The 22,260-nt window shown below is 66.5% G+C and carries 19 protein-coding genes; 12 read left to right on the top strand and 7 right to left on the bottom strand.

All coding sequences use genetic code 11. The annotated features are described in order from the left end of the window. Positions 1 to 117 precede the first annotated feature (117 nt). Positions 118 to 918: a bifunctional hydroxymethylpyrimidine kinase/phosphomethylpyrimidine kinase gene (gene thiD / locus QX132_RS16310; protein WP_316161936.1), complete on the top strand. Its 801-nt coding sequence runs from the start codon at positions 118 to 120 to the stop codon at positions 916 to 918. Positions 919 to 924: 6 nt separating this feature from the next. Here thiD and QX132_RS16305 read toward each other — a convergent pair whose 3' ends face one another. After that, positions 925 to 1,998 carry an AraC family transcriptional regulator gene (locus QX132_RS16305; protein ID WP_315773354.1) on the bottom strand — a complete coding sequence of 358 codons (1,074 nt, stop codon included), beginning with the start codon at positions 1,996 to 1,998 and terminating at the stop codon, positions 925 to 927. A gap of 139 nt (positions 1,999 to 2,137) precedes the next feature. Here QX132_RS16305 and QX132_RS16300 point away from each other — a divergent pair, with 139 nt between their 5' ends. Genes QX132_RS16300 through QX132_RS16265 form a run of 8 tightly spaced genes read left to right on the top strand, consistent with a single transcriptional unit; the run spans position 2,138 to position 9,322 of the window. After that, positions 2,138 to 2,962, top strand: a complete 825-nt coding sequence (locus tag QX132_RS16300; protein ID WP_316161934.1) for an alpha/beta hydrolase — start codon at positions 2,138 to 2,140, stop codon at positions 2,960 to 2,962. 47 nt (positions 2,963 to 3,009) lie between these two features. Further along, on the top strand, positions 3,010 to 3,654 hold the full coding sequence (locus tag QX132_RS16295) for a hydrolase (RefSeq protein ID WP_315712755.1): 645 nt from the start codon (positions 3,010 to 3,012) through the stop codon (positions 3,652 to 3,654). Positions 3,655 to 3,668: 14 nt separating this feature from the next. After that, positions 3,669 to 3,956 carry a XapX domain-containing protein gene (locus QX132_RS16290; protein WP_315813262.1) on the top strand — a complete coding sequence of 96 codons (288 nt, stop codon included), beginning with the start codon at positions 3,669 to 3,671 and terminating at the stop codon, positions 3,954 to 3,956. Next, positions 3,953 to 5,830 carry an amidohydrolase gene (locus QX132_RS16285; RefSeq protein WP_316161932.1) on the top strand — a complete coding sequence of 626 codons (1,878 nt, stop codon included), beginning with the start codon at positions 3,953 to 3,955 and terminating at the stop codon, positions 5,828 to 5,830. Before QX132_RS16290 ends, QX132_RS16285 begins: the two co-directional genes overlap by 4 nt. Before the next feature lies 1 nt (position 5,831). After that, positions 5,832 to 6,257, top strand: a complete 426-nt coding sequence (locus QX132_RS16280) for a DoxX family protein (RefSeq protein ID WP_316161931.1) — start codon at positions 5,832 to 5,834, stop codon at positions 6,255 to 6,257. Positions 6,258 to 6,283: 26 nt separating this feature from the next. Beyond that, positions 6,284 to 7,174, top strand: a complete 891-nt coding sequence (locus QX132_RS16275; protein ID WP_316161930.1) for a glyoxalase — start codon at positions 6,284 to 6,286, stop codon at positions 7,172 to 7,174. Positions 7,175 to 7,204: 30 nt separating this feature from the next. Further along, complete coding sequence (locus QX132_RS16270; protein WP_316161929.1) at positions 7,205 to 8,608, top strand: alginate export family protein; 1,404 nt, start codon at positions 7,205 to 7,207, stop codon at positions 8,606 to 8,608. A gap of 21 nt (positions 8,609 to 8,629) precedes the next feature. Continuing rightward, entirely contained in the window at positions 8,630 to 9,322 is a 693-nt protein-coding gene (locus tag QX132_RS16265) for a YoaK family protein (RefSeq protein ID WP_315758372.1), read from the top strand. An 8-nt stretch (positions 9,323 to 9,330) separates the two neighbouring features. Here the strand turns inward: QX132_RS16265 and QX132_RS16260 are convergent, their stop codons facing one another. Then, positions 9,331 to 12,654, bottom strand: coding sequence for a CHAT domain-containing protein (locus QX132_RS16260; protein WP_316161928.1), 3,324 nt, complete (start codon positions 12,652 to 12,654; stop codon positions 9,331 to 9,333). Between the two features lie 313 nt (positions 12,655 to 12,967). On the opposite strand from QX132_RS16260, the gene QX132_RS16255 reads away from it, so the two are divergent. Beyond that, positions 12,968 to 14,233: an HlyD family secretion protein gene (locus QX132_RS16255; RefSeq protein WP_316161926.1), complete on the top strand. Its 1,266-nt coding sequence runs from the start codon at positions 12,968 to 12,970 to the stop codon at positions 14,231 to 14,233. Positions 14,234 to 14,246: 13 nt separating this feature from the next. Beyond that, positions 14,247 to 15,827: a DHA2 family efflux MFS transporter permease subunit gene (locus QX132_RS16250; protein WP_316161925.1), complete on the top strand. Its 1,581-nt coding sequence runs from the start codon at positions 14,247 to 14,249 to the stop codon at positions 15,825 to 15,827. 123 nt (positions 15,828 to 15,950) lie between these two features. On the opposite strand, the gene QX132_RS16245 is transcribed toward QX132_RS16250, so the two are convergent. Genes QX132_RS16245 through QX132_RS16230 form a run of 4 tightly spaced genes read right to left on the bottom strand, consistent with a single transcriptional unit; the run spans position 15,951 to position 20,640 of the window. Continuing rightward, positions 15,951 to 16,799, bottom strand: coding sequence for a fumarylacetoacetate hydrolase family protein (locus QX132_RS16245; RefSeq protein WP_315798855.1), 849 nt, complete (start codon positions 16,797 to 16,799; stop codon positions 15,951 to 15,953). Between the two features lie 9 nt (positions 16,800 to 16,808). Continuing rightward, complete coding sequence (locus QX132_RS16240) at positions 16,809 to 18,131, bottom strand: MFS transporter (RefSeq protein ID WP_316161923.1); 1,323 nt, start codon at positions 18,129 to 18,131, stop codon at positions 16,809 to 16,811. Between the two features lie 33 nt (positions 18,132 to 18,164). Then, positions 18,165 to 19,715, bottom strand: a complete 1,551-nt coding sequence (locus QX132_RS16235; protein ID WP_316161922.1) for a bifunctional 3-(3-hydroxy-phenyl)propionate/3-hydroxycinnamic acid hydroxylase — start codon at positions 19,713 to 19,715, stop codon at positions 18,165 to 18,167. Between the two features lie 31 nt (positions 19,716 to 19,746). Next, positions 19,747 to 20,640 carry a VOC family protein gene (locus QX132_RS16230; protein WP_316161921.1) on the bottom strand — a complete coding sequence of 298 codons (894 nt, stop codon included), beginning with the start codon at positions 20,638 to 20,640 and terminating at the stop codon, positions 19,747 to 19,749. A 174-nt stretch (positions 20,641 to 20,814) separates the two neighbouring features. On the opposite strand from QX132_RS16230, the gene QX132_RS16225 reads away from it, so the two are divergent. After that, positions 20,815 to 21,531, top strand: a complete 717-nt coding sequence (locus QX132_RS16225) for a GntR family transcriptional regulator (protein WP_315712735.1) — start codon at positions 20,815 to 20,817, stop codon at positions 21,529 to 21,531. A 2-nt stretch (positions 21,532 to 21,533) separates the two neighbouring features. On the opposite strand, the gene QX132_RS16220 is transcribed toward QX132_RS16225, so the two are convergent. Continuing rightward, positions 21,534 to 22,190 (bottom strand): TetR/AcrR family transcriptional regulator, encoded by a 657-nt coding sequence (locus QX132_RS16220; protein ID WP_315753189.1) that lies wholly within the window; start codon positions 22,188 to 22,190, stop codon positions 21,534 to 21,536. Positions 22,191 to 22,260 lie beyond the last annotated feature (70 nt).

Genomic DNA, 22,260 nt, shown 5'->3' with positions numbered 1-22,260 from the left:
GGCTGTCTCCGGAAGGCATCTTTCGCCTCAATATAGCGTTTTCCGGCGAAGTCGATACGCTTTCTCCGGTGGCCGGGCCCGCTTGCCGGGCGCGGCCGGCCCGCGCTAGGAAGGGGCATGAGCACCCCCGTCGCACTTTCCATCGCCGGTTCGGATTCCTCCGGGGGAGCCGGCATCCAGGCCGACCTCAAGACCTTTGCGGCGCTGGCCGTCTATGGCGCGTCGGTGCTGACGGCGCTGACCGCCCAGAACACCAAGGGCGTGACCGGGGTGCACCTGGTGCCCCCCGATTTCGTCACCGCGCAGATCGATGCGGTGTTCGACGACCTCGCCGTCGGCGCGGTCAAGATCGGCATGGTGGCGCAGGCGCCGATTGCCGACGCCATTGCCGCAAGCCTTGCGCGCTGGACGCCGTCACATGTGGTGCTCGATCCGGTGATGGTGGCGACGTCGGGCGCCCGGCTGTTGCCGGAGGATGCGATCGACGCGCTGCGCCGCGGGCTGATCCCGCGGGCGTCGCTGATCACGCCGAACCTGCCCGAGGCGGCCGCGCTGCTGGACGAGCCGGTCGCGACCTCGGACGAGGCGATCGCGGCGCAAGGCCGCCGGCTGCTCGCGCTCGGCTGTCCGGCCGTGCTGATCAAGGGCGGCCACGGGCAGGGCACCGACAGCACCGACTATTTGATCACCGCGGATGGCTGCATCGCATTGGCGTCGCCGCGCATCGACACGAAGAACACCCACGGCACGGGGTGTTCGCTGTCGTCGGCCGTGGCCGCAGGGCTGGCGAAGGGCGAGAGCCTCGAGACGGCCGTGCGCAATGCCAAGGCCTTCATCTCCGGTGCCATCGCGGCGGCCGATCGCTTCACCGTCGGGCATGGCCACGGCCCGGTGCATCATCTGTACCGGTTCTACTGATTGAGATCATCCGATGCTGGTTCGAGCCGTGCGCATCAGCCGCGCGGCGGCGATCTCCTGCTGATGTCCCCCCATCACGCGGGCGCGATATTCGCCTGGTGATTCGCCGAACCAGCGATTGGACGCGCGGAAGAAGGTGCTCTGGTCGGCATAGCCGAGCAGATAGCCGATGTCGGTGAGCGTCATGCGGAAATCGGCGAGATGGCGCTGAGCGAGCTCGCGCCTGACATCATCGACGAGATCACTGAAGGAGAGGCCTTCATCGGCGAGCCGGCGCTGGAAGGTGCGATCGCTCAAGCCGAGCTCGGCGGCAATGGCCGAGCGCAACGGGCTGCCGTCGGGCAGCAGCTTGGCAATCGCGGTGCGGGCGCGATGCGCGGTGTCGGTCTTGACCAGGCGCTCCAGCGCCTCGTCGGCGATCCGATCGTGGATTGCCGAAAGCTCGGGCGCCGAGGTCGTCAGCTTGCAGGCGAGATCCTGATCCGACACCAGAAAGCCGTTGAAGGGCGCATCGAATTCGAGCGGGGACTGGAACGCCCTGTTGTAGGACGCAATCGACAACGGCACAGCGTGCGAGAAGCGGGTGGCGAGCGGCGTCAAGCGACGATCTAGCATCCACCGGCATAGATTGAGCAGATTGACGACGCCGTAGTCGTAGCGCTGCCGCGGAATCGGGCATTCACCACCGAACACGTCGGTCCGCACCCAGCGGCCGCCATTGCCCTGCTCGAGCGTGATGGTCACCGCGTCACTTACCAGGCACATGTAGCGGATCAGGCGCGTCAGCCCGGCGAGAAGCGTGGGGCTCGACATCATGGCGTAGCCGGCGACGCCATAGTTGTCAGGCCGCGGCGCATCGAGCTTTGCCAGCCCGATGTCCGGATTGCCCGAACGCTCCGCCGCCAGCACCCACAACCGGCTCAGTGCCTCGGTCGGCCAGCGGCGATCGCAATCGTCGAGATCGTCGATCGAGAGGCCGACGTCGGCGAACAGCGCGGCCGCATCCAGACCTTGCTCGTTCAGTGTCGTCGCGACGCCGCGCATCCAGGACGACGATGTGGTTCGAATCTGCTGAGCCATCCCTTGGCCTTCTGGAGCCAGTGCTTTGGCCTCCTCGGGTCATTGTGCAGATGCACATGAGATTGCATAGCACCGGGCATTGGCGATCGCGACACGAAATTCGTTGTGCGACCGCATGGCTGGCGCGCAGGAGAAAATCATGCCCGTTCTGAGAACCAATGACGGCACAGAGATTTACTACAAGGATTGGGGCTCCGGCCAGCCGATCGTGTTCAGCCATGGTTGGCCGCTGTCAGCGGATGATTGGGATGCGCAGATGCTGTTTTTCCTCAATCACGGCTTTCGCGTCGTCGCCCATGACCGCCGCGGCCATGGCCGCTCGGCCCAGGTCGCCGACGGCCACGACATGGACCATTATGCCGACGATCTCGCGGCATTGACCGCGCATCTCGATCTCAAGAGCGCGATCCATGTCGGCCATTCCACGGGCGGTGGTGAGGTGGTGCATTACCTCGCGCGCCATGGCGAGAGCCGCGCGGCCAAGGCTGCCATCATCGCCGCGGTGCCGCCGCTGATGGTGCAGACCGCGGCCAATCCGGGCGGGCTGCCGAAGTCGGTGTTCGACGACTTCCAGACCCAGGTCGCCACGCGCCGCGCGGAGTTCTATCGCGACGTCGCCGCTGGGCCGTTCTACGGCTACAACAAGCCCGGCGCCAAGCCGTCCGAGGCCGTGATCCAGAACTGGTGGCGCCAGGGCATGATGGGCAGCGCCAAGGCGCATTACGACGGCGTCGTCGCGTTCTCGCAGACCGACTTCACCGAGGATCTCAAGAAGATCACGCTGCCCGTGCTGGTCATGCACAGCGAGGACGACCAAATCGTGCCTTACGCGGATTCCGCGCCGCTGTCGGCCAAGCTCCTGAAGAACGGCACTCTGAAGACCTACAAGGGCTTTCCGCACGGCATGCCGACCACGGAGGCCGCGACCATCAATGCTGACCTCTTGGCCTTCATCAAGGGCTGACGCCCTCGCGCGTCCTTCCGCATCACAAATCTGTCACGGAGATTCTCATGTCGAAGCTCGAAATGCTGACCCCGCAGAACTGCGCGGTGGCGCTGATCGACTATCAGCCCGCGATGTATCAAGGTGTGCAGTCGCACGATCGCCTCGGCGTCTTCAACAACATCCAGATCGTCGCCAAGGCGGCCAAGCTGTTCAAGATCCCGACCGTGCTCACCACGGTCGCCAAGGACTCGTTCTCCGGTCCCTTCATGCCGGAGGTGACCGAGCTGTTTCCAGAGCACGACATCGTCGACCGCACGGCGATGAACTCCTGGCTCGATGCCGGCTTCCGCAAGCAGGTCGCCGCCACCGGTCGCAAGAAGTTCATCATCGCGGGACTCTGGACCGAGGCCTGTGTGCTGTTCCCGACGCTCGACATGCTGCGCGAAGGCTACGAGATCTACATCCCGGCCGATGCCTGCGGCGACCTGTCGCTCGAAGCGCACAACCGGGCGATGGACCGTGCGGTGCAGGCCGGCGCGGTGCCGATCACCTCGTGCCAGTTCGCCTTCGAGCTGCAGCAGGACTGGGCGCGTGCCGAGACCTATGACGGCATGATGGAGATCCTGAAGGCGCATTCGCCCTACGGCATCCAGATCCGCTTCTCCAAATGGGCGCTTGGAGAGCACGCCTCGGAGGGCGGGGCCAAGTAGTCCCGGGACGAACGATGAAGATCTATCTGTTTTCGCTCGGGGCAGGGCTGCTGGTCGGCGTGATCTACAGCCTGCTTCAGGTCCGCTCGCCGGCGCCGCCATTGGTGGCGCTGGTCGGCCTGCTCGGCATCCTCGTCGGAGAGCAGGTGATCCCCGTGGGCAAGCAGCTCCTGAACGGCACCACGCTTGCTGCCGCGTGGCAGAAGGCGGCCTGCGCCACGCACATCTTCGGCATGCTGCCCGGCCATCACGGCCGGGCAGACACAACCATCACTTCGGCGCGAGACGAGAAGACCTCATGACCGATCATCCCGACCTTATCCTGCATCGCGGCCTGTTCACGACGCTGGATCGCTCCAACCCGCAGGCGAGTGCTGTCGCGATCAAGGACGGCGTGTTCACCGCGGTCGGCCGTGAGCAGGACGTCATGAAGCTCGCTGGCTCGGCGACGAAGATCATCGACCTGAAGGGCCGGCGCGCGCTGCCGGGCCTGATCGACAATCACCTGCACATCATCCGCGGCGGTCTCAACTTCAACATGGAGCTGCGCTGGGACGGCGTGCGGTCGCTCGCTGACGCAATGGCGATGCTGAAGGCGCAGGTCGCGATCACGCCGCCGCCGCAATGGGTGCGCGTGGTCGGTGGCTTCACCGAGCACCAGTTCGCCGAGAAGCGGCTGCCGACCATCGATGAGCTCAACGCGGTCGCGCCGGACACGCCGGTGTTCCTGCTGCATCTGTATGATCGCGCCATTCTCAACGGCGCCGCGCTACGCGCCGTCGGCTACGACAAGGACACGCCAGAGCCGCCCGGCGGCGAGATCGCGCGCGATGCCCAGGGCAAGCCGACCGGATTGCTGCTCGCGAAGCCGAACGCCGCTATCCTCTATGCGACGCTCGCAAAGGGCCCGAAGCTGCCGTTCGACTATCAGCTCAACTCGACGCGGCACTTCATGCGCGAGCTGAACCGGCTCGGCGTCACCGGCGCCATCGACGCCGGCGGCGGCTTTCAGAACTATCCGGACGACTATGCCGTGATCCAGAAGCTCGCCGATGACGGCCAGCTCACGATCCGGCTTGCCTACAATCTGTTCACGCAGAAGCCGAAAGGCGAGAAGGACGACTTCGTGCGTTGGACGCAATGCTCGTCCTACAAGCAGGGCAGCGACTACTTCCGCCACAACGGCGCCGGCGAGATGCTGGTGTTCTCGGCCGCCGATTTCGAGGACTTTCGCGTACCGCGACCGGACATGCCGGCCGAGATGGAAGGCGAGCTCGAGGAGGTCGTGCGCATCCTGGTCCAGAACAGGTGGCCGTGGCGGCTGCACGCGACCTATGACGAGACCATCTCGCGCGCGCTCGACGTGTTCGAGAAGGTGAATCAGGATACCCCGCTCGACGGGCTGCACTGGTTCTTCGATCATGCCGAGACCATCTCGGACCAGTCGATCGACCGTATCGCCGCGCTCGGCGGTGGCATCGCCGTGCAGCACCGCATGGCCTATCAGGGCGAGTATTTCGTCGAGCGCTACGGCTTTGGCGCGGCGGAGGCGACGCCACCGGTGAAGACGATGCTCGACAAGGGCGTCAAGGTCTCCGCCGGCACCGATGCGACGCGCGTCGCCTCCTACAATCCGTGGGTCTCGCTGTCCTGGCTGGTGACCGGCCGCACCGTCGGCGGCCTGCGACTGTATCCGCAGCGCAACTGCCTCGATCGCGAGACGGCGCTTCGGATGTGGACCGAGAACGTCACCTGGTTCTCCAACGAAGAAGGCAGGAAGGGCCGCATTGCGGTCGGGCAGTTCGCCGATTTGATCGTGCCGGATCGCGACTTCTTCTCCTGTGCGGAGGCCGAGATCGCCGACATCACCAGCGACCTCACCATGGTCGGTGGCCGCATCGTCTACGCAGCCGCCGCGTTCAAGCCGCTGGATGACGCGGCTCCGCCGCCGGCGATGCCGGATTGGTCGCCGGTGCGCCGCTTCGGCGGCTATGGCGCCTGGCTGGAAAAGGGCGACGATGGCACCGTCCGCGCCCAGGCGATGCAGATGTGCGGCTGCGCCAGCGCGTGCGGCATGCATGGCCACGACCACGCGCGGGCATGGTCCTCCAGCCTGCCGGTCTCCGATCTCAAGAGCTTCTGGGGCGCGCTCGGCTGCGCCTGCTGGGCGGTCTGAGATGGCGGGGATGTCCGACACGCCGCGGCCGATCGCCGCGGTGCTCGACTGGCGCTGGCTGTGGCCCGCGGCGCGGGTCGCGCTGGTCTCGGCCTATCTAATCGGCGGCGTCCAGAAGTTCATGGACTTCCCAAGCGCCATCGCTGAGCAGGCGCATTTCGGTCTGCAGCCGGCGGCGCTGTGGGCGTCGACCGCGATCGCCGTCGAGCTGATCGGCTCGGTGCTCGTCATCGCGAACAGGTTCGTCTGGCTCGGCTCCGGCGCGCTCGGTGTGCTCACGCTCGTTGCGATGCTCACCGCCAATGATTTCTGGCACATGGCCGGCCATGACCGCTTCACGGCGCTGAACGCCTTCTTCGAGCATCTCGGCCTGGTCGCCGGCCTCGTGCTCGTCTCGATCATCTCCTGGCGCGCGCGCCGCGCTTGATCCACATCTGCTCATTCGAGGTCGTCATGGTCCGTTCCCGTCATCTGCTGGGTGCCGTCATTGCCACCACGCTGCTCGCCGCGCCCGCTCTCGCCAAGGACGCGACGCCGCTGATCGGCGTGGGCGCGCAATACGACACCACGCATGTCTATGTCGCGCCCGACGACGTCGAGAAGTTCGCTACCTCTTTCCTCGCCACCTTCGGCGGCCTGAGCACCAGGCAGGTGGTTGCGACGGTGACGCCTGCTCCGAGCAGCACGACCTCGCAGCTGCTGCAGACGCCGGTCGGGACCGTCTCGCTGTTCGGCTTCAAGACACCAATCCCGTACCCATTCGGCGCCGAGCGCACCGGTTATCTCGTCACCGATCTGGACGCGGCGATCAAGGCGGCCATGACTGCCGGCGCCGACGTGGTGGTTGCGCCGTTTCCCGATCCGATCGGCCGCGATGCGGTGATCCAGTGGCCGGGCGGCGTCAACATGCAATTGTACTGGCACACGACGAAGCCGTCCTACGCGGCATTCCAGACCGTTCCCGACAACCGCGTCTATGTTTCGCCCGATCGCGTCGATGCCTTCACGCGCGCCTTCCTGCGCTTCTCCAAGGGCAAGGTCGTCTCCGACGACCCCAAGGCGCCGGGGGTCGAGATCGGTCGTCCCAACGATCACTATCGGCGCCTCCGCATCGAGTCGGTGTTCGGGCGGATGGCCGTGCTCGTGACCGACGGCCATCTGCCATATCCGTTCGGGCGCGAGATGACCGGCTACGAGGTCGCCGATCTCAAGGCGACCCTCGACAAGGCGAAAGCAACAGGCGCGACCGTGCTGGTCGAGCCCTTCATCTCGGATAAGCGCGAACAGGCGGTGGTGCAGTTTCCCGGCGGCTATGTCGCGGAGATTCATGCGCCGTCGAAGTAGGGTATTGCTGCGATTCCCGAGAGGTGACGGATGGCGCGGGTCCTGAGAAAGACGGTGGTCGCGAGCGCGCTGCTCGGCGCGCTATGTGCGGCCACGTCAGCTCTCGCCGAGGACAACGCCTCACGTCCGGCAATCCGCACCAACCGCTGGCAGGAGGACTGGTCGGTGCTCGCCGATCCGGCGCTGCGCACGGCGCCATCAGATCCGATCAAGTACATCCCGCTGCAGCAGGATCATCCGCAGAGCTACGTCTCGTTCGGCATGAACCTGCGCGAGCGGTTCGAGAGCCTGGAAGCCGCGAGCTTCGGCATCGGTGGAACGAAGCCCGATCAGCATGTCCTGCAACGGCTGCAGATCCATGCCGACGCACATCTCAACGAGAACTGGCAGTTGTTCGTCCAGCTGGAGGACGACCGTGCCTTCGGCAAGGCCAAGATCACGTCCGTCGACCAGGACCCGCTCGACCTCCGGCTCGCCTTCCTCGCCTATGTCGATGCGACGGAGAAGGGCACCTTCAAGGCCCGGGTCGGGCGCCAGGATTTCGACTTCGACCTGCAGCGCTTCGTCTCGTCGCGCGACGGGCCGAACGTGCGCCAGTCCTTCGACGCGCTGTGGGCCGACTGGGAAAACGGCCCATTGCGCTTCATCGGGTTCGTCAGCCAGCCGGTGCAATACAATCTGGTGCGCCCGTTCGACGATACGTCGAACGGATCGTTCCTGTTCCACACCTTCCGAGTCGAGCGCCAGGTGTTCGGCACCAACGAGCTGTCGTCGTATTATTCCTACTATCAGCGTGACAATGCGCGCTTCCTCGACGCAGTGGGTGCCGAGCAGCGCCACGTGCTCGACATCCGCTTCGCCGGCAAGCTGGCGGGCTTCGACTGGGATCTCGAGGCGATGGGGCAGGCGGGCTCGGTCGGGACGAAGCAGATCCGCGCCTGGGGCGCCGGCGCGCGCGCCGGCTACACCTTCGCCGATTTGGCCTGGCAGCCGCGCATCGGCCTTCAGCTCGACGGCGCCTCCGGCGACCGCCATCCCGGCGACAACAGGATCGAGACCTTCAATCCGCTGTTCCCGAACGGCTATTACTTCACGCTCGCGGGCTTCACCGGCTACACCAACCTGGTCCACCTCAAGCCGTCGCTGACGGTGAAACCCGCGACCGATCTGTCGTTCATGGCGGCCATCGGCCTGCAATGGCGCGCGACGACGGCGGACGCGATCTACGTCCAGCCCAATGTCGCAGTGGTCGGCACGGCCGGGCGGGGCAGCGCATGGTCCGGCGTCTACGCGCAGCTGCGCGCCGACTATCGCTTCAGCGCCAATCTCACCGGCGCGCTGGAAGCCGTGCACTACAAGATCGGTGATGCGCTGCGCCGCGCCGGCGGCCACGATAGCGATTACATCGGCATCGAGCTGAAATACGGGCTCTGAACAACGAAGGTAGGACCACACATGTCGCAATTCGTGTCCCGCAACGTTGTGCCGCTGCTGCTCAGCGTCAATGCCGGCTATGTCGACACGGCCGGCTTCCTGGCGCTGCAGGGCCTGTTCACGGCGCACGTCACCGGCAACTTCGTGACGCTCGGCGCGGCGCTGGCGCTCGGGACCTCGGGCGCGGTCGCCAAGCTGCTGGCGCTTCCGGTGTTCTGCGTGGTCGTGATCGCGACACGCCTGACCGGCACCTTGCTGTCGCGGCGGGGGGCGCGCGCCTTCGAGATCCTTATCGCGGTCAAGCTCGTGCTGCTGATCCTCGGCGCCGCGCTCGCGGTGCATTTCGGCGCGTTCCATGATGGCGACAGCCGCGAGGCGATCATCACCGGCATGGTGCTGGTCGCGGCGATGGCGATCCAGAACGCCGTGCACCGGATCCATCTGCCGACCGCGCCGCCCTCGACCCTGATGACCGGCACCACGACGCAGGTGATGATCGATCTCGCCGACAGGATCTATGTCGGTGACAAGGGCCAGGCGCCGCCGCCCGCGCGGCTCATGCAGATGGCCATCAACGTGCTCGCCTTTGCGCTCGGCTGCGGCGCCGCCGCGCTGCTGTTCGTGCGCCTGGGCAGCTGGTGCTTCGTCGTGCCACCGGTCGTTGCCGCGCTGGCTCTCGTCGTGCGTCTCGCCGGGCCGGAGCCGGCGCGCTGAGGACGCTGTCAGGTGCCGGTGCCGAGCGCCGGCTGCACGTTCGGCGCGGGGGTCGTTGGCGGCAACCGCGGCAGTGACGGCGCGACCTGGGTGTCGCCGTCGCAATGGACCGCGTAGAGCAGTCCGAGCGGGTTGCCGTGCTCGCGGAGAAATTCCCGGCGCAGGCTGAGGAACGTCTCACCCAGCGGTACGCCGTCGAGAAAGCTCTCGAAGAAGCGCTTCGCCCAGGCCGTGGCGAAGGTCGCCGGCGTCTTGCATTCCGTCCCAACCACGCCGCGCGCGCCCTTGGCCATGAAATACGGCACGAAGCCGTCGTAGAACGCCGGCGACAATTCGGCCGACTCGCAGGCGTTGATGAAGACGAGGGGATTGCCGGGAAGCAGCTTGCTGGTCGGGGCGTCCAAGCTGAGCTCGCCCAGCGTGATGCCGGCATCGGTCAGCACCAGGCTGGAGCCGTCGGGACCGCCGGGATCGTCGAGGCCGGTCGCCCGGGCGTGACAATAGAGGTAGAGGATCTGGTCGTTGGTGGTCTCGTCGGCCAGCGCCTTGACCAGCTCCTTGCTGGTCGTGCGCGAGACCACGTGGACGTTGCGGCGTGCCGCCTTCTCCGCGACCCAGAAGCGCTGCTGCTGGGCGACGAGGTCGGCGCCCATCTGCCGGTCGATGTTGTCGTTGACGTTGACGCTGATGCTGAGTTCGGGCTTGTCGCTGGGGATCAGGCAGTCGGAGACGCGCGGCGTGTTCTGCATCGGGATCTGCTCGATCACGTGGCGCATGCCGATGAAATTGTCCCAGTCGAGCTTGGCGCCGGCCGAGGCATCGCCGACATAGAGCAGGCCCCACGGCACCGTGGTCGCCTCCGCCACGATCTGCAGCTTCAGCCGCCTGGAGCGGTCGCTGGTCAGCTTGCGCAGGAATTCGCCGATGTCCTTGGAATCCTGCGCGGCGGCGGGGCCGAAGAACAGCTTCGTGAACAGCGCCGCTCCCGCGCGCGCCATGATCCTGAGCGCGGCGTCGCGGTCGGCATCGGCGATGTCGATCCCGCTCTGGAAGACGAAGGTGCCGGCCGCGTTCTGATAGGTCACGACCTTCATGAGCTCCTGACGCGCGATCTCGATCGACTTGGCGAGGTAGTCCGGCAGCAACGGCAGCCGGGCGCGCACCGTGACGGGCTTCCAGACGAGACAGTCGTAACCGCCCGCGATCGGCATGATCGACAGGCCGACGTCGCGCGGATTGAGCACGCTGGCGGAGGAATAGGGCCGGCCATGCGCGCCCTCGACGCGGGGCGAGGGCGCTGCGCCGACATCGATGACGAGGTCCATCTGCTGGACGAAATTGCCGTCCTTGTGGACCGTCGCCCGCAGCGCCGACGGGCCGAATTTCTTCGGCGACAGGTCGAACCGCGCCTTGTTGCGCGACTTGCCTGTGCGCGGCAGCCGCAGCGGGCGGCTCTTGTCCGACAGCTCGAAATCGTCGCTGTCGAGCTGGATGGTCAAGGTGACATCGGACGTCCCTTCCGGGAACAGTTGCTCGTCGGCCAGCGGCACCGACGAGACGCCGCTCTGCTGGATGTCGACGTCGAAAGCGAAGGTGTACCACTGGCCCGGCTTCAACGGCGCATCGAGATCCTCGAAGCCGGCGTTGATCCAGCGCTGCTCGCCGGGCGGATAGGCTTTGCGGTTCTCGAACGGGGGTGGCTGCGCGACCGGCGGCTCCGGCACCCATTGCGGATATTGCAGCTGAACCTGCTGCTGCTGGTCTTCCTGCTGCCGTTGCTGCTGCTGATGCTGACCCTGCTCCCGCTGCTGCTGCTCGCGTTGCTGCCGCTGGGCCGGCTCGACCTGCTGCTGATCCTGCTTCTGCACCTGCTCCGGGAACGGAGCACTCTCGAACGTCCGCTGCCGCCAGAGCTGCTGATCGAAGTGGCGGATGTCGCTGCCGAGCAGCCCGCCGCCCGGGCCGGGTTGCGGCCGCACGGCCATCGGCGCAGCCAGGATCGCAGCCCAGAAAGCGTGCGCCACTTCGGGGTGGGCGATGTCGCTGTGAGCGCCGGCCGCGCCGCCGCCGTTCCTGATGATGCGGCTCGCCTCGATGTTGTAGACCCGGCCGCTGCCGAAATTGTAGCTGAAGCCGACATCCTGGATCGGCATGTCGACGATCGCCAGGGGCTGGGTGCCGCGGACGCCGAAGCTGCCGATGGCGCCGTACAGCGGATAGTCGGTATCGAGCAGATATTGCTGCTTGAGCCGCGCTCCGAGCGGGTAGAACCATCCGTTGGCCCGGTCGTAGCTCGAGCGGGTGGTCACGAAGGCGCCGCGCACGAGCCCCTTGAGCAGTGTGCGCCGGAAATAGCCCTGCGTCGGCGCGGCCTGCGGAATGCTCTCGGCATAGCACCACAGCGACAGCGCACCTTGAACCAGGAACATCGTCTCGACCGGGCGCGGCAGCGCGCGGCCGTCGGGCGTGCCGGCGACGGCTGCCGACACGACGATGCAGCCGAAGCTGTGGCCCATCAGGTGAATCCGGGCCGTGGGCGCCGCCTGCTGCAGTCTGACGAGGACATCATGGGCGCCGGCCTCGCCGAACTGGCGCGCGCGATCCTTCATCTTCCAGAACGACAGGATGCGGAGCGGCGCCAGCAGCGCGTCGCGCAGATCATCGCCGAGGCCCAGCGTCCCGGCGGTTGCGTCGGCCGGCGCGCTCCGCGCCTCGCTCACGATCACGGATGGATCGAACCGGTCCTGCTCGGCGCCGGGGCGTCCGCTCGCATCGCCCATCGTAAGGCCGGCCGCGGCGAACAGCCTGAGATAGGCATCGCGCATCGAGTCCGGCAACGTGGCCGCCGCCGGCGCAATGCGCGCCTGCTCGAGGATCGAGCGAATGTCGGCGCGTGCCGCCGGGGTGTCGGCGATGCGGGCCGCATAGCGTTCCACCTCCGCCTCGAGCGATGCCGCCGACGTGTCGGCGGACAGCAACCCGCCGCCGCCCGATGGCAGCGTCTCGTCTCCGAACGGCAGGCTCGGCCAGTGCAGTCCGATGATGACGGGGGCAAAGCCGGGACGCTGCCGCGCGGCGGCGAGCCGATCCGCTTCGAGCGCCGCCATGGCGGCAAGCCAGCGATCATACTGCTCGATCGCCGCAGGGACATCGCCCATCCAGCCATGGCTCAGCAGAAGAATATCGGTGACCGCCCCGCCCAGCGTCTGGAGGCGGTTCACCACCATCTCGCTCGCGAGCGAACCGTCGGCCTCTCGCCGCTCCTGCCCCGTCGCGTCGAAGGCGATGAGCACGTATTGCAGGTCTGAGCCTGGTACCTGACGGACGGGCATGCGTGCCTCGCAATATGACCATGTCGGCACCCGCTGTGGTGGTTGGTTGCCGACCCTAACAATTTCTTATTATGCGTGTGTTGTATTTAGCCGAGTTGATCGAGTCAACGCGATGACGTGAGGCTGCAACCCCGGCTGCGTCACGCAGTTGGTCCTGCTGACGGCGGACCGCGGTGAAGGCGTAGGAATCGCGCGCCGGCGGCCTCCAATGACGAAAAGTTTAGCTGTCCGCATCGCGGTGCGCCATTGCCTCCCATCTGCATGACCCCCAATTCTAGAAACGAAACTGTTCCGTTCTATTCAAGGAGACGTGATGACACAGCAAGCTCTGTCATCGGCTGAGGTCCCATCGGCGGCCAACGACGGTCCGGCGGTCTCCGCGCGCGATCGTGCCGTGCGGCAATGGCGCGGGGATGCCTCCAGCGAGACTCCGCAGCAGATCGAGGCCAAGGCGCCGGCTGCGGAGCCCGGCCCGTCGCCGACGGAGCACGGGCAGCGCCAGGAGGGGTCCCGGAGGAGCCTGATCCGGCGGCATCCGCTTGGGGCAGCGCTGGGTCTCGTGCTGCTGCTCGCCGTCGGCGCCGGCGGCTACGTCTACTACGATGCGGCTGGTCACTATGAGACCACCGACGACGCCTTCATCGCGGCCCGCCAGTTCTCCATTGCGCCGAAAGTCTCCGGCTACATCACCGCCGTCCCGGTCACCGACAACCAGCACGTCAAGGCCGGCGACGTGATCGCGCGCATCGACGATCGCGACTACAAGACCGCGCTGGCGCAGGCCGATGCGCAGGTGAAGTCGGCGCAGGCGGCGATCCGCAACATCGATGCGCAGATCGAGGTGCAGCAGGCGCAGATCACCGCGGGCCAGGCCCAGGTCGAGCAGGCCCAGGCCGGGCTGACCTTCGCCGAGCAGCAGGCCAAGCGCTATCAGGACCTCGCCCGCACCGGCTCCGGCACGGTGCAGAGCGAGCAGCAATACACATCGCAGCTCCAGCAGCAGAAGGCGGCGCTGACCTCGGCGCAGGCCAACCTCTCGGTCGCGCAACGCCAGTTGGAGTCGCTGAAGGCGCAGCGCGAGAGCGCCGAGGCCAACCTCACGCAAGCCCAGGCACAGAGCAACCAGGCGCAGCTCAATCTGTCCTACACCACCGTGACCGCGGCGCAGTCCGGCCGCGTCGTCAATCTCAGCGCCGCCGACGGCCAGTTCGCGGCACAAGGCACGGCGCTTTCGATGTTCGTGCCAGACGACGTGTGGGTCACCGCCAATTTCAAGGAAACCCAGCTCGACCAGATGCGCCCCGGCGAGCCCGTGACCTTGGAAATCGATGCCTATCCCGAGCGCGAGATCCGTGGCCACGTCGCCAGCGTGCAATCCGGCTCGGGCCCGGCCTTCTCGTTGCTGCCGCCGCAGAATGCGACCGGCAACTATGTCAAGATCGTGCAGCGCGTGCCCGTGAAGATCGAGATGGACGATCCGCCGACCGACGTCGCACTCGGGCCGGGCATGTCGGTGGTGCCGACCGTGCGCGTCGATCCCAAGCCGTCGCTCTATGAGCGGCTTAAGGCTGCGCTGTGAGAAGGCTGATGCCATGAGCGAGGCCGCTGCTCTCTCCGCGCCGCGCGCCGGCAGTCCCTGGATCATCGCCGTGCTGGTTGCGCTCGCGACCTTCATGGAGGTGCTGGACACCACCATCGCCAACGTCGCGCTGCCCTATATCGCCGGCGGCATGGGTGTCAGCCAGGACGAATCCTCCTGGGTGGTGACGACCTATCTCGTCTCCAACGCGATCATCCTGACGGCGTCGAGCTATCTCGCCAAGCGTTTCGGCCGCAAGACCTTCTTCCTGCTCTGCCTCGGCCTGTTCACCGTGAGCTCGGTGCTGTGCGGCTTCGCCTGGAATCTGCAGGTGCTGCTGCTGTTCCGGATCATGCAGGGCCTCGGCGGCGGCGGCATGGTGCCGGTGGCGCAATCGATCCTGGCCGACTCCTTTCCCCCGGAAAAGCGCGGCCAGGCCTTCGCGCTGTTCGGCGTCGCCGTGGTCGTGGCGCCGGTGGTCGGCCCGACGCTCGGCGGCTATCTCTCCGACAACGCGTCGTGGCACTGGTGCTTCCTGATCAACGGCCCTGTCGGTGTTGCGGCAATGATCCTGATCGGACTGATCCTGAAGGAGCCGGCCTCAGTCACGGCGGAGCGTCGCAAGCAGGCGCATGGCTTCGATGTCGTCGGATTCCTTCTCGTCGCGACCTTCCTCGGCGCGCTCGAACTGATGCTCGATCGCGGCCTGGAGGACGACTGGTTCGACTCGCGCTTCATCATGGTCACCGCCGCGGTCTGCGTCGCGGCCTTCATCGCCATGATCCCGTGGGAGATGAACCGGAAGAATCCGACCGTGGACGTCCGCATGCTGGCGTCGCGCCAGTTCGGCGCCAGCTTCCTGGTGATGCTGGCGACCGGCGCGATCCTGCTCGGCACCACGCAGATGCTGCCGCAGATGGTGCAGCAGGATTTCGGCTACACCGCCACCTGGGCCGGCCTCGTGCTGTCGCCGGGCGGCCTCGTGACGATGGCGATGATGTTCGTCGTCGGACGCCTCTCGGGCAAGGTGCAGCCGAAATACATGATCATGACGGGCGCGGCCGTCGTGGCGTTCGCGATGTACGACCTCACCCGGGTCTATGCCGATGTCGACTTCTGGTTCTTCGCCGAATCCCGCATGCTGATCGGAGTGGGCCTGCCGCTGATCTTCCTGTCGATCACCACGGCGTCTTACAACGGCATTCCGCCTGAGAAGACCGATCAGGCCTCGGCGCTGATCAACGCCGCGCGCAACACCGGTGGCTCGATCGGCGTGTCGCTGGCGGCCAACATCCTGGCGCACCGCGCGCAGTTCCACCAGAGCCGGCTGGTCGAGAACACGATCCCCTCCAACCCCGCCTATCAGGACACGCTGCATCAGGTGACCAACTACTTCGCCGCCCACGGCAGCTCGCTCGTGCAGGCTCAGCAGCAGGCGCTCAGCTGGATCGGCCAGACCGTCCAGATGCAGTCGTCGCTGCTCGCCTATGTCGACGTCTATTGGGCCTTGATGCTGATTTCGCTGTCAGCCATTCCGCTGGCGCTGACGCTCCGCAAGGTCAGGCTCGGCGGCGGCCCGGCGATGGCGCATTGAGTAAGCACTGTTGTTCGGCTGTCATTCCGGGGCGATGCGCAAGCATCGAACCCGGAATCTCGAGATTCCGGGTTCAGCCCTGGCGGGCTGCCCCGGAATGACGGTCAAGAACATCAGGGGCGCTCACACCTCGTCGGCGATGCCGTTCCGCAACAGTCCGATCTTGTCGATCTCGACCTCGACGATGTCGCCGGGCTTCATCCACAATGGCGGCGTGCGGCGGGAGCCGACGCCGCCCGGCGTCCCCGTGGCGATGACGTCGCCCGGCTCGAGCCGGGTGAACGACGAGCAGTATTCGATCTGGCGCGGGATATCGAAGATCATCTGGCTGATCGTGGCGTCCTGAACGACCTCGCCGTTGAGCCGGGTCTGCAGCCTGAGCGGGCCGAGATCATCGATCTCGTCGGATGTGACCAGCCACGGACCGAACGCGCCGGTGGCCGGGAAATTCTTCCCCGGCGTGAACTGGTGGGTGTGGCGCTGGAAGTCGCGGACGCTGCCCTCATTGTAGCAGGCATAGCCGGCGATGTGCTGCCAAGCCTCGCTGCGCGGGATGTAGCGGCCGGGCTTGCCGATGACGACGGCGAGCTCGCCCTCGAAATCGAGATCGGTCGAGACGCGCGGGCGGATGATGTCGGTGAGATGCCCGGTCTGGCTGTTGGCGAAGCGGCCGAACACCGTGGGGTTCTCGACCTCGGATCGGCCGGTCTCCTTGCGGTGCGTCTCGTAGTTCAAGCCGATGCAGAGGATCTTGTCCGGGTTCGGGATGACCGGAAGGAAGGTGATGGCGGAGAGCGGATACCGCCTCGCGCCCGAGGCCGCTGCGGCCGCTTCCTTCAGCGCGTCCGCTGCGATCGCCGATTTCAGGTCGGGGAAGCGGTCGCGCAGGATAGCACCGAGATCGGCGATGTCAGTGCCCTCGACCAGTCCCCAGGTTGACGCATTGTCGATGGTGAAGCTTGCAAATCTCATCCGATGTCCTCAGGTCGAAACCGCCGCTACGGCGGAGGGAGAAGCCGGTTCTTGCGCCGATTTCGCGAAGCGCGCGATGGTGCGCTCCGGGAAGATCAGCGCGAAGGCCGAGATGGCGCCAACGATCAGCACGCCGGCGGTGAATGTCATGGCGTGGGCGTAACCGAGCGGCGCGTTGTTTCCGGCCTCGCCGACGATCCAGCCGGTGAGCGCATTCGACACCAGCGCGGATGCCGCGTTGCCGGAGTAGATCACGACGATGAGTCGGCCGCGCTGGATCGCCGGCGCCACGGCGCCGAGCGCGACGGGGCCGAAGATCGTGGTGAGGCTCGGTGCGGCGAAGGCGACCGCGATGCAGGCGAGCTGCAGCGGACCCGTCGTGACGATGCTCAACAGCAGCGCGCAGCCGGCGGCGAGCAGCGCGAGACCGGAGGCGTGGCCGAGGCAGGCACGCAGGCTGAAGCCCTTGCGCTGCAGAACTTGCGTCAGCCAGGAGCCGCCGAGCAGCAGCGGCGACTGGAACAGGTAGATCCCTGAGATGATCCAGCCGACATCGACCTGCTTGTAGCCGAGCCCGAGCTGCAGAAAAGGCGGCAGCCAGGTCGCGGACATGCCGACGATCCAGTACGACGCGGTCGACATGATGATGACGCCGATCACGGTCGGATCGGCCCACAGCACGCGCGCCGGCAACGCCTTGTCCTTCGCCGCCGAAGCCTCCGGCGCAAGGGCGGAGTAGGGTCCTTCGCCGCCGACCAAGAACCAGCCGAGCATCCAGGCCAGCCCGAGCAGGCCGCAGAACAGGAAGCCGGTGCGCCAGCCATAGCTCACGATGACATAGGTCAGGATCGGACCGCCGGCCAAGAGGCCGACGCTGATGCCCTGCAGCACCACGGCGCTCGGCACGCTGCGCCGGTCGGCGGGAAACCAGTTGTAGCAGGCGTGCAGCGCGGTCGGCAGTCCCGGCCCTTCGCCGGCGCCGAGGATGATGCGGCAGATCACCAGCACGGCGATCGAGCCGGAGAAGAAGATCGGGATCTGCGTCGCCGACCAGACGCCGGCCATGATCAGGAGCAGCCATTTCACCGGGAAGCGGCCGACCACGAACATGCCGACCGCCATGCCCGACAGCGAGAACAGCAGGAAGAAGCTGCTGCCGATCAGGCCGAAATCCTTCGGGCTCAAGCCCAGCTCCTTCATCATCGGCACGGCCGAGAGGCCGAACACCAGCTTGTCGAAGAAGTTCAGCGTCTGGAACAGGAACAGCATGACGAGGACGGCGATCGCGCGTCCTCCCACACTGGGTCTGGCGGTGTCCGATGTTGTCGTCATGGCGTTTCCCCGTTTGATAGTCTCTTGTTTTGATTAGTGCAGTCGTTCGTTCAATTCGCTCAGCAGCGCGGCGAGCTCCGGCGCGTCCGTCGCGACGCCGTAGACATAATGGTCGGGTCGCACCAGCGCGGCGCTGCAGCCGTGGCGTTCGAACCAGCGTGCGACGACCGCGCTCTCCTCGTGCAAGCCGTGACCGCCGATGGCGATCACACTGATCCCGGCGTCACGGGTCGCAGCGTCGATCGAGCTCGAGTTCATCGCGCCCCGCCCGTCGAGGACGAGCCGCCATCCGGTGCCGGCGACGGTATCGAGCAGGGCACGCCCGCCATCACCGACGATCCAGGGCTGCGGAAACAGCGTGCCATTGGCCGCGTTTGCCTTGGTCGCGAGCAATCCCTGCGTCAGCGGCGGCACGATCTCCTGCCGGGTGATGGTGCGCGGCACGCCGCCGCCTTCGGCAAGGATACGCGCATCGCGTGCCGCTGCGGCCTCCGGATCCTGCTCGCAGATGACGCGGCCGATCGCCTTGATGCGCGTGGTCAGCTCGCGCACATGCGTGCTGCGCTCGATCTCGTAGCTGTCGAGCAGGGCCGCGGTCGATTGTCCGCGCAACACGCGCGCGAGCTTCCAGCACAGATTGGCTGCATCGCGCAGGCCCTGGCACATGCCCTGGCCGATGAAGGGCGGCTGCTGATGCGCGGCGTCGCCGGCGAGCAGGACACGGCCCTGGCGCCAGCGGCGCGCGACCAGCGCATGGAAGCGGTAGCTCGCCGCGCGCCACAGCTCGCCATCGTCCGGAGAGAGCCAGGGCGAGAGCAATTGCCAGACCTGATCCGGCTGCTCCATCGCATGTCGGTCCTCGCCCGGCCGCAGCATGATCTCGAAGCGGCGATGGTTACCGGGACCAATGATGTAGGTGGTCGGCCGCGCCGGATTGCAGAACTGAGCGGCTGTCTTCGGCAGCTTGCCGACGCCGCTGTCGTTGACGAGGAGGTCGACCACGAGCCACGGCTCGTCGAAATCGAGATCGTCGAAGCTGATGCCGAGCTGCTGGCGCACGCTGCTCGAGGCGCCGTCGCAGGCGATCACGTAGTCGGCGGTGACCTCGCGCGTGGTGCCGTCCTCGCGCTTCAGCACGACCGTCGCCGCAGAACTGTCCTGGCGGATGTCGACCAGCGTCGTGCCGAGCTCGATCGTCACGGATGGGCAGCGGCCGACACGATCGCGCATCACCTGTTCGACCGGCGGCTGCGTGAACACCATGCTCGGCGTGTAGCCGAGAGGATAGGGCTCGCCAACCATGTCGATGCGGCGGATCAACTGCCCTTGCGCGCCGAAATGCTCGGACGCCGGGAACGGCGCGACGTAGCGGCTGACTTGTTCGGCGATACCGAGATTGTCGAACAGCCGCATGATCTCGTGATCGAGCGCGATCGCGCGCGGCTTGTCGTAGATCTCGACAGCGCGGTCGATCGCGAGCGTTTTGATGCCCTGCATATCGAGCAGGCTCGCGGCGATGGCGCCGGTCGGACCGAAGCCGACGATCACGACCTCGAAATGCTTGTGATCTGACGTGGCGGACATGGATCTGGAAACTCTGGAGTTGGAAAGCGAGTCAGGCGGCGTAGCCGACCGCGAGCTGCGCGGCCTTGACGTGCTCGGCCTTGGGCGGCGCGATGCCCCATTGATCGGTGCGGCCGGGCGGCCAGACCCAATGCTCCGGCCCGCGCACGACGTAGTCGTCGTCGACCTGCAGCACCTCGGCGGTGTATTCGATCACGGTGCCGACAGGATCGATGAAGTAGGCGAAGACATTGTCGCCGGGGCCGTGGCGTCCGACACCCCAGGCGATCGGATGACCGGCATCGATCATGCGGCCCGCGCCGCGCATCACGCCCTCCCAGGTCGGCATCAGGAAAGCGACGTGGTTGAGCCCGTTGACCTTCGCCGCAGCGATCACGACGGCATGGTGGTCCGAATTGCAGCGAACGAAGGCCATCGCCGCGGAGCGGTCGGTCAGGCGGAAGCCGAGCGCCTTCTCGTAGAAGGCCGCCGAACGATCGACATCGGTGCTGTTGAGATTGACGTGGGCGAGCCGCTCCGGGAGCTCGGGCCGCGGCGGCCTGGCGTCGTGCCTGATGTCGCCATGCACGAAGCGCAGCACGCCACCTTCGGGGCCGCGCAGGCTCATGATCACGCCGCCGTCGGGGCCGGGGTTCGGCGCTGGCGCTGCGATCAGCGTCGCGCCTTCATGGATGGCGTTGCGGCCGACGGCATCGAAATCACTGGAATCGGCGAGGCGGAATGTCACCGCCTGCAGTTCGGTGCGCTCGCTCTGGTGCAGCGCCACGACATGATGGTCGCTGCCGGTCGCACGGAGGTAGACGATGCCGTGGGCCTCTGCGACGCGCTCCAGCCCCCAGGTCTGTCGATAGAACGCTTCCGAACGCGCGAGATCTGGCGTGCCCAGATCGACGCTGCGCAGAGCCGCGACCGGAAACCGGGTCATGAGCGTGTCCTCCTGCGCGATGCCCGGGTGAGGACGCGCGACGTTTCTGTCCCTGGCCGGCGAAGCCGGCTCGTCCCTTTTATTACAGAAAAAATAGAAATCAATCAGAATTTATAAATTTTATGTTCTGTGGCCCGGCTCTATATATGTCGTCTGATTCAGAGGAGATCGGACGTGGATGCGGTTTTGGAGGCCGAGGGGCAGGGCCCGTCGACCCAGGCGAGTCATGTGTATGACCGGCTGCGCGAGGACCTGCTGTCCGGCCGGCTGGCGCCGTCGCGCAAGCTGCAGATGCGGTTCTTGACCGAGACCTATCAGACCGGGCAGACGCCGCTGCGCGAGGCGCTCAACCGCCTGACTGCCGACGGGCTGGTTGAGGTGCGCGAGCAGCGCGGCTTCTACGTCAAGGACATCAGCCGCGCCGAGCTCGCCGAGCTGACCAAGACGCGCTGCTGGGTCGAGGCGCTGGCGCTGCGCGAGTCGATGGCGGCGGCGACGCCTGATTGGGAGGAGCAACTGGTGCTGGCGCAGCATCGGCTCAGCCGCGCGCCGCGCTCGCTCAGCGCGACGACGTTCGAGGACAATCCGGAGTGGGAGAGGCTGCACCGGATCTATCATCGGGTCCTGATCTCGAACTGCGGTTCGCAATCGCTGATCGCGTTCTGCGGCCAGCTTGCCGACCAGCTCTATCGCTACCGCCGGCTGTCGATCCGCAAGGCGTTTCCGTCACGCCCCGTCGGCGACGAGCACGCCGACATCGTGAACGCCGTGCTCGACGCCGACACCGAACGCGCGGTTGCGCTGCTCACGGCGCACTATCAGCGCACCGCGGACGTCATCCTGCAGGACGAGACGATCTTTCCGGAGCTGCGGAAGGACAAAAAGATTTAGGATCACGTCGTCGCGGCGAGGAAGAAGTCGACGCGCTTCTCGACATGCGCCTGGGCTTCCTTCTTCAGGGCGCGCATGTCCTCGCCGAGCAGGCTGCGGATCAGCACGGCGAACACGACGAGATCGAGGAAGATCCGTGCGCTGTCCTCGATGCGGTCGGCCGAGAAGGCGCCCTTGCCGGCGAGACCTTCGGCGCGCGCGAGCTCGCCGATCGCATGGCTCACATTGCAGGTGGCGCGCTTGCGCGCCGTGTCCTGGATCTCGAGCGTCAGCTCGGGAAAGCGCGGACTTTCCGCAATCGCAGTGCGCATCAGGCCGATCGTGTCCTCGACGAAGGCGCGCTCGATCAAGGTGAGCCCGAGGCTGATCAGCCGGGCGCGGAAGGTGCGGCCCTGCGGCACCAGGTTCTCATACTGCGTGTTGCGCGCGGCCTGGCGGCCGATGACGGCCGCGAACAGCGCGGCCTTGCTGGGAAATCGCGCGTAGATGGTCGGCTTGCCGGCGCGCGCGGTCTGCGCGATCTCGTCGACGCTCGCGCCTTCGAAGCCGTTTGCGAGGAACACCGTCTTTGCCGCGTCGAGAATGCGCTCCTCGACCTCGCCGGCACGTTCGAGCGGAGGCCGCCCCACCTTGCCGCGCGCCGTCCTGGAAGCAACCATTCGATCCGCCATGGCTTTCTTTCGAGGCCTTTGTGTTCCCGTCCTGTTTGGCACAGGGGTCGGGATTGTT

It is taken from the genome of Bradyrhizobium sp. SZCCHNRI20481, assembly GCF_032485055.1.
Classification (GTDB): Bacteria; Pseudomonadota; Alphaproteobacteria; order Rhizobiales; family Xanthobacteraceae; genus Bradyrhizobium.
This window is presented reverse-complemented; position numbering and strand designations above follow the sequence as displayed.

Coding starts and splice junctions, on each gene's coding strand:
- thiD (WP_316161936.1), top strand. CDS start 118: ATGAGCACCCCCGTCGCACTTTCCATCGCCGGTTCGGATTCCTCCGGG.
- QX132_RS16305 (WP_315773354.1), bottom strand. CDS start 1,998: ATGGCTCAGCAGATTCGAACCACATCGTCGTCCTGGATGCGCGGCGTC.
- QX132_RS16300 (WP_316161934.1), top strand. CDS start 2,138: ATGCCCGTTCTGAGAACCAATGACGGCACAGAGATTTACTACAAGGAT.
- QX132_RS16295 (WP_315712755.1), top strand. CDS start 3,010: ATGTCGAAGCTCGAAATGCTGACCCCGCAGAACTGCGCGGTGGCGCTG.
- QX132_RS16290 (WP_315813262.1), top strand. CDS start 3,669: ATGAAGATCTATCTGTTTTCGCTCGGGGCAGGGCTGCTGGTCGGCGTG.
- QX132_RS16285 (WP_316161932.1), top strand. CDS start 3,953: ATGACCGATCATCCCGACCTTATCCTGCATCGCGGCCTGTTCACGACG.
- QX132_RS16280 (WP_316161931.1), top strand. CDS start 5,832: ATGGCGGGGATGTCCGACACGCCGCGGCCGATCGCCGCGGTGCTCGAC.
- QX132_RS16275 (WP_316161930.1), top strand. CDS start 6,284: ATGGTCCGTTCCCGTCATCTGCTGGGTGCCGTCATTGCCACCACGCTG.
- QX132_RS16270 (WP_316161929.1), top strand. CDS start 7,205: ATGGCGCGGGTCCTGAGAAAGACGGTGGTCGCGAGCGCGCTGCTCGGC.
- QX132_RS16265 (WP_315758372.1), top strand. CDS start 8,630: ATGTCGCAATTCGTGTCCCGCAACGTTGTGCCGCTGCTGCTCAGCGTC.
- QX132_RS16260 (WP_316161928.1), bottom strand. CDS start 12,654: ATGCCCGTCCGTCAGGTACCAGGCTCAGACCTGCAATACGTGCTCATC.
- QX132_RS16255 (WP_316161926.1), top strand. CDS start 12,968: ATGACACAGCAAGCTCTGTCATCGGCTGAGGTCCCATCGGCGGCCAAC.
- QX132_RS16250 (WP_316161925.1), top strand. CDS start 14,247: ATGAGCGAGGCCGCTGCTCTCTCCGCGCCGCGCGCCGGCAGTCCCTGG.
- QX132_RS16245 (WP_315798855.1), bottom strand. CDS start 16,799: ATGAGATTTGCAAGCTTCACCATCGACAATGCGTCAACCTGGGGACTG.
- QX132_RS16240 (WP_316161923.1), bottom strand. CDS start 18,131: ATGACGACAACATCGGACACCGCCAGACCCAGTGTGGGAGGACGCGCG.
- QX132_RS16235 (WP_316161922.1), bottom strand. CDS start 19,715: ATGTCCGCCACGTCAGATCACAAGCATTTCGAGGTCGTGATCGTCGGC.
- QX132_RS16230 (WP_316161921.1), bottom strand. CDS start 20,640: ATGACCCGGTTTCCGGTCGCGGCTCTGCGCAGCGTCGATCTGGGCACG.
- QX132_RS16220 (WP_315753189.1), bottom strand. CDS start 22,190: ATGGTTGCTTCCAGGACGGCGCGCGGCAAGGTGGGGCGGCCTCCGCTC.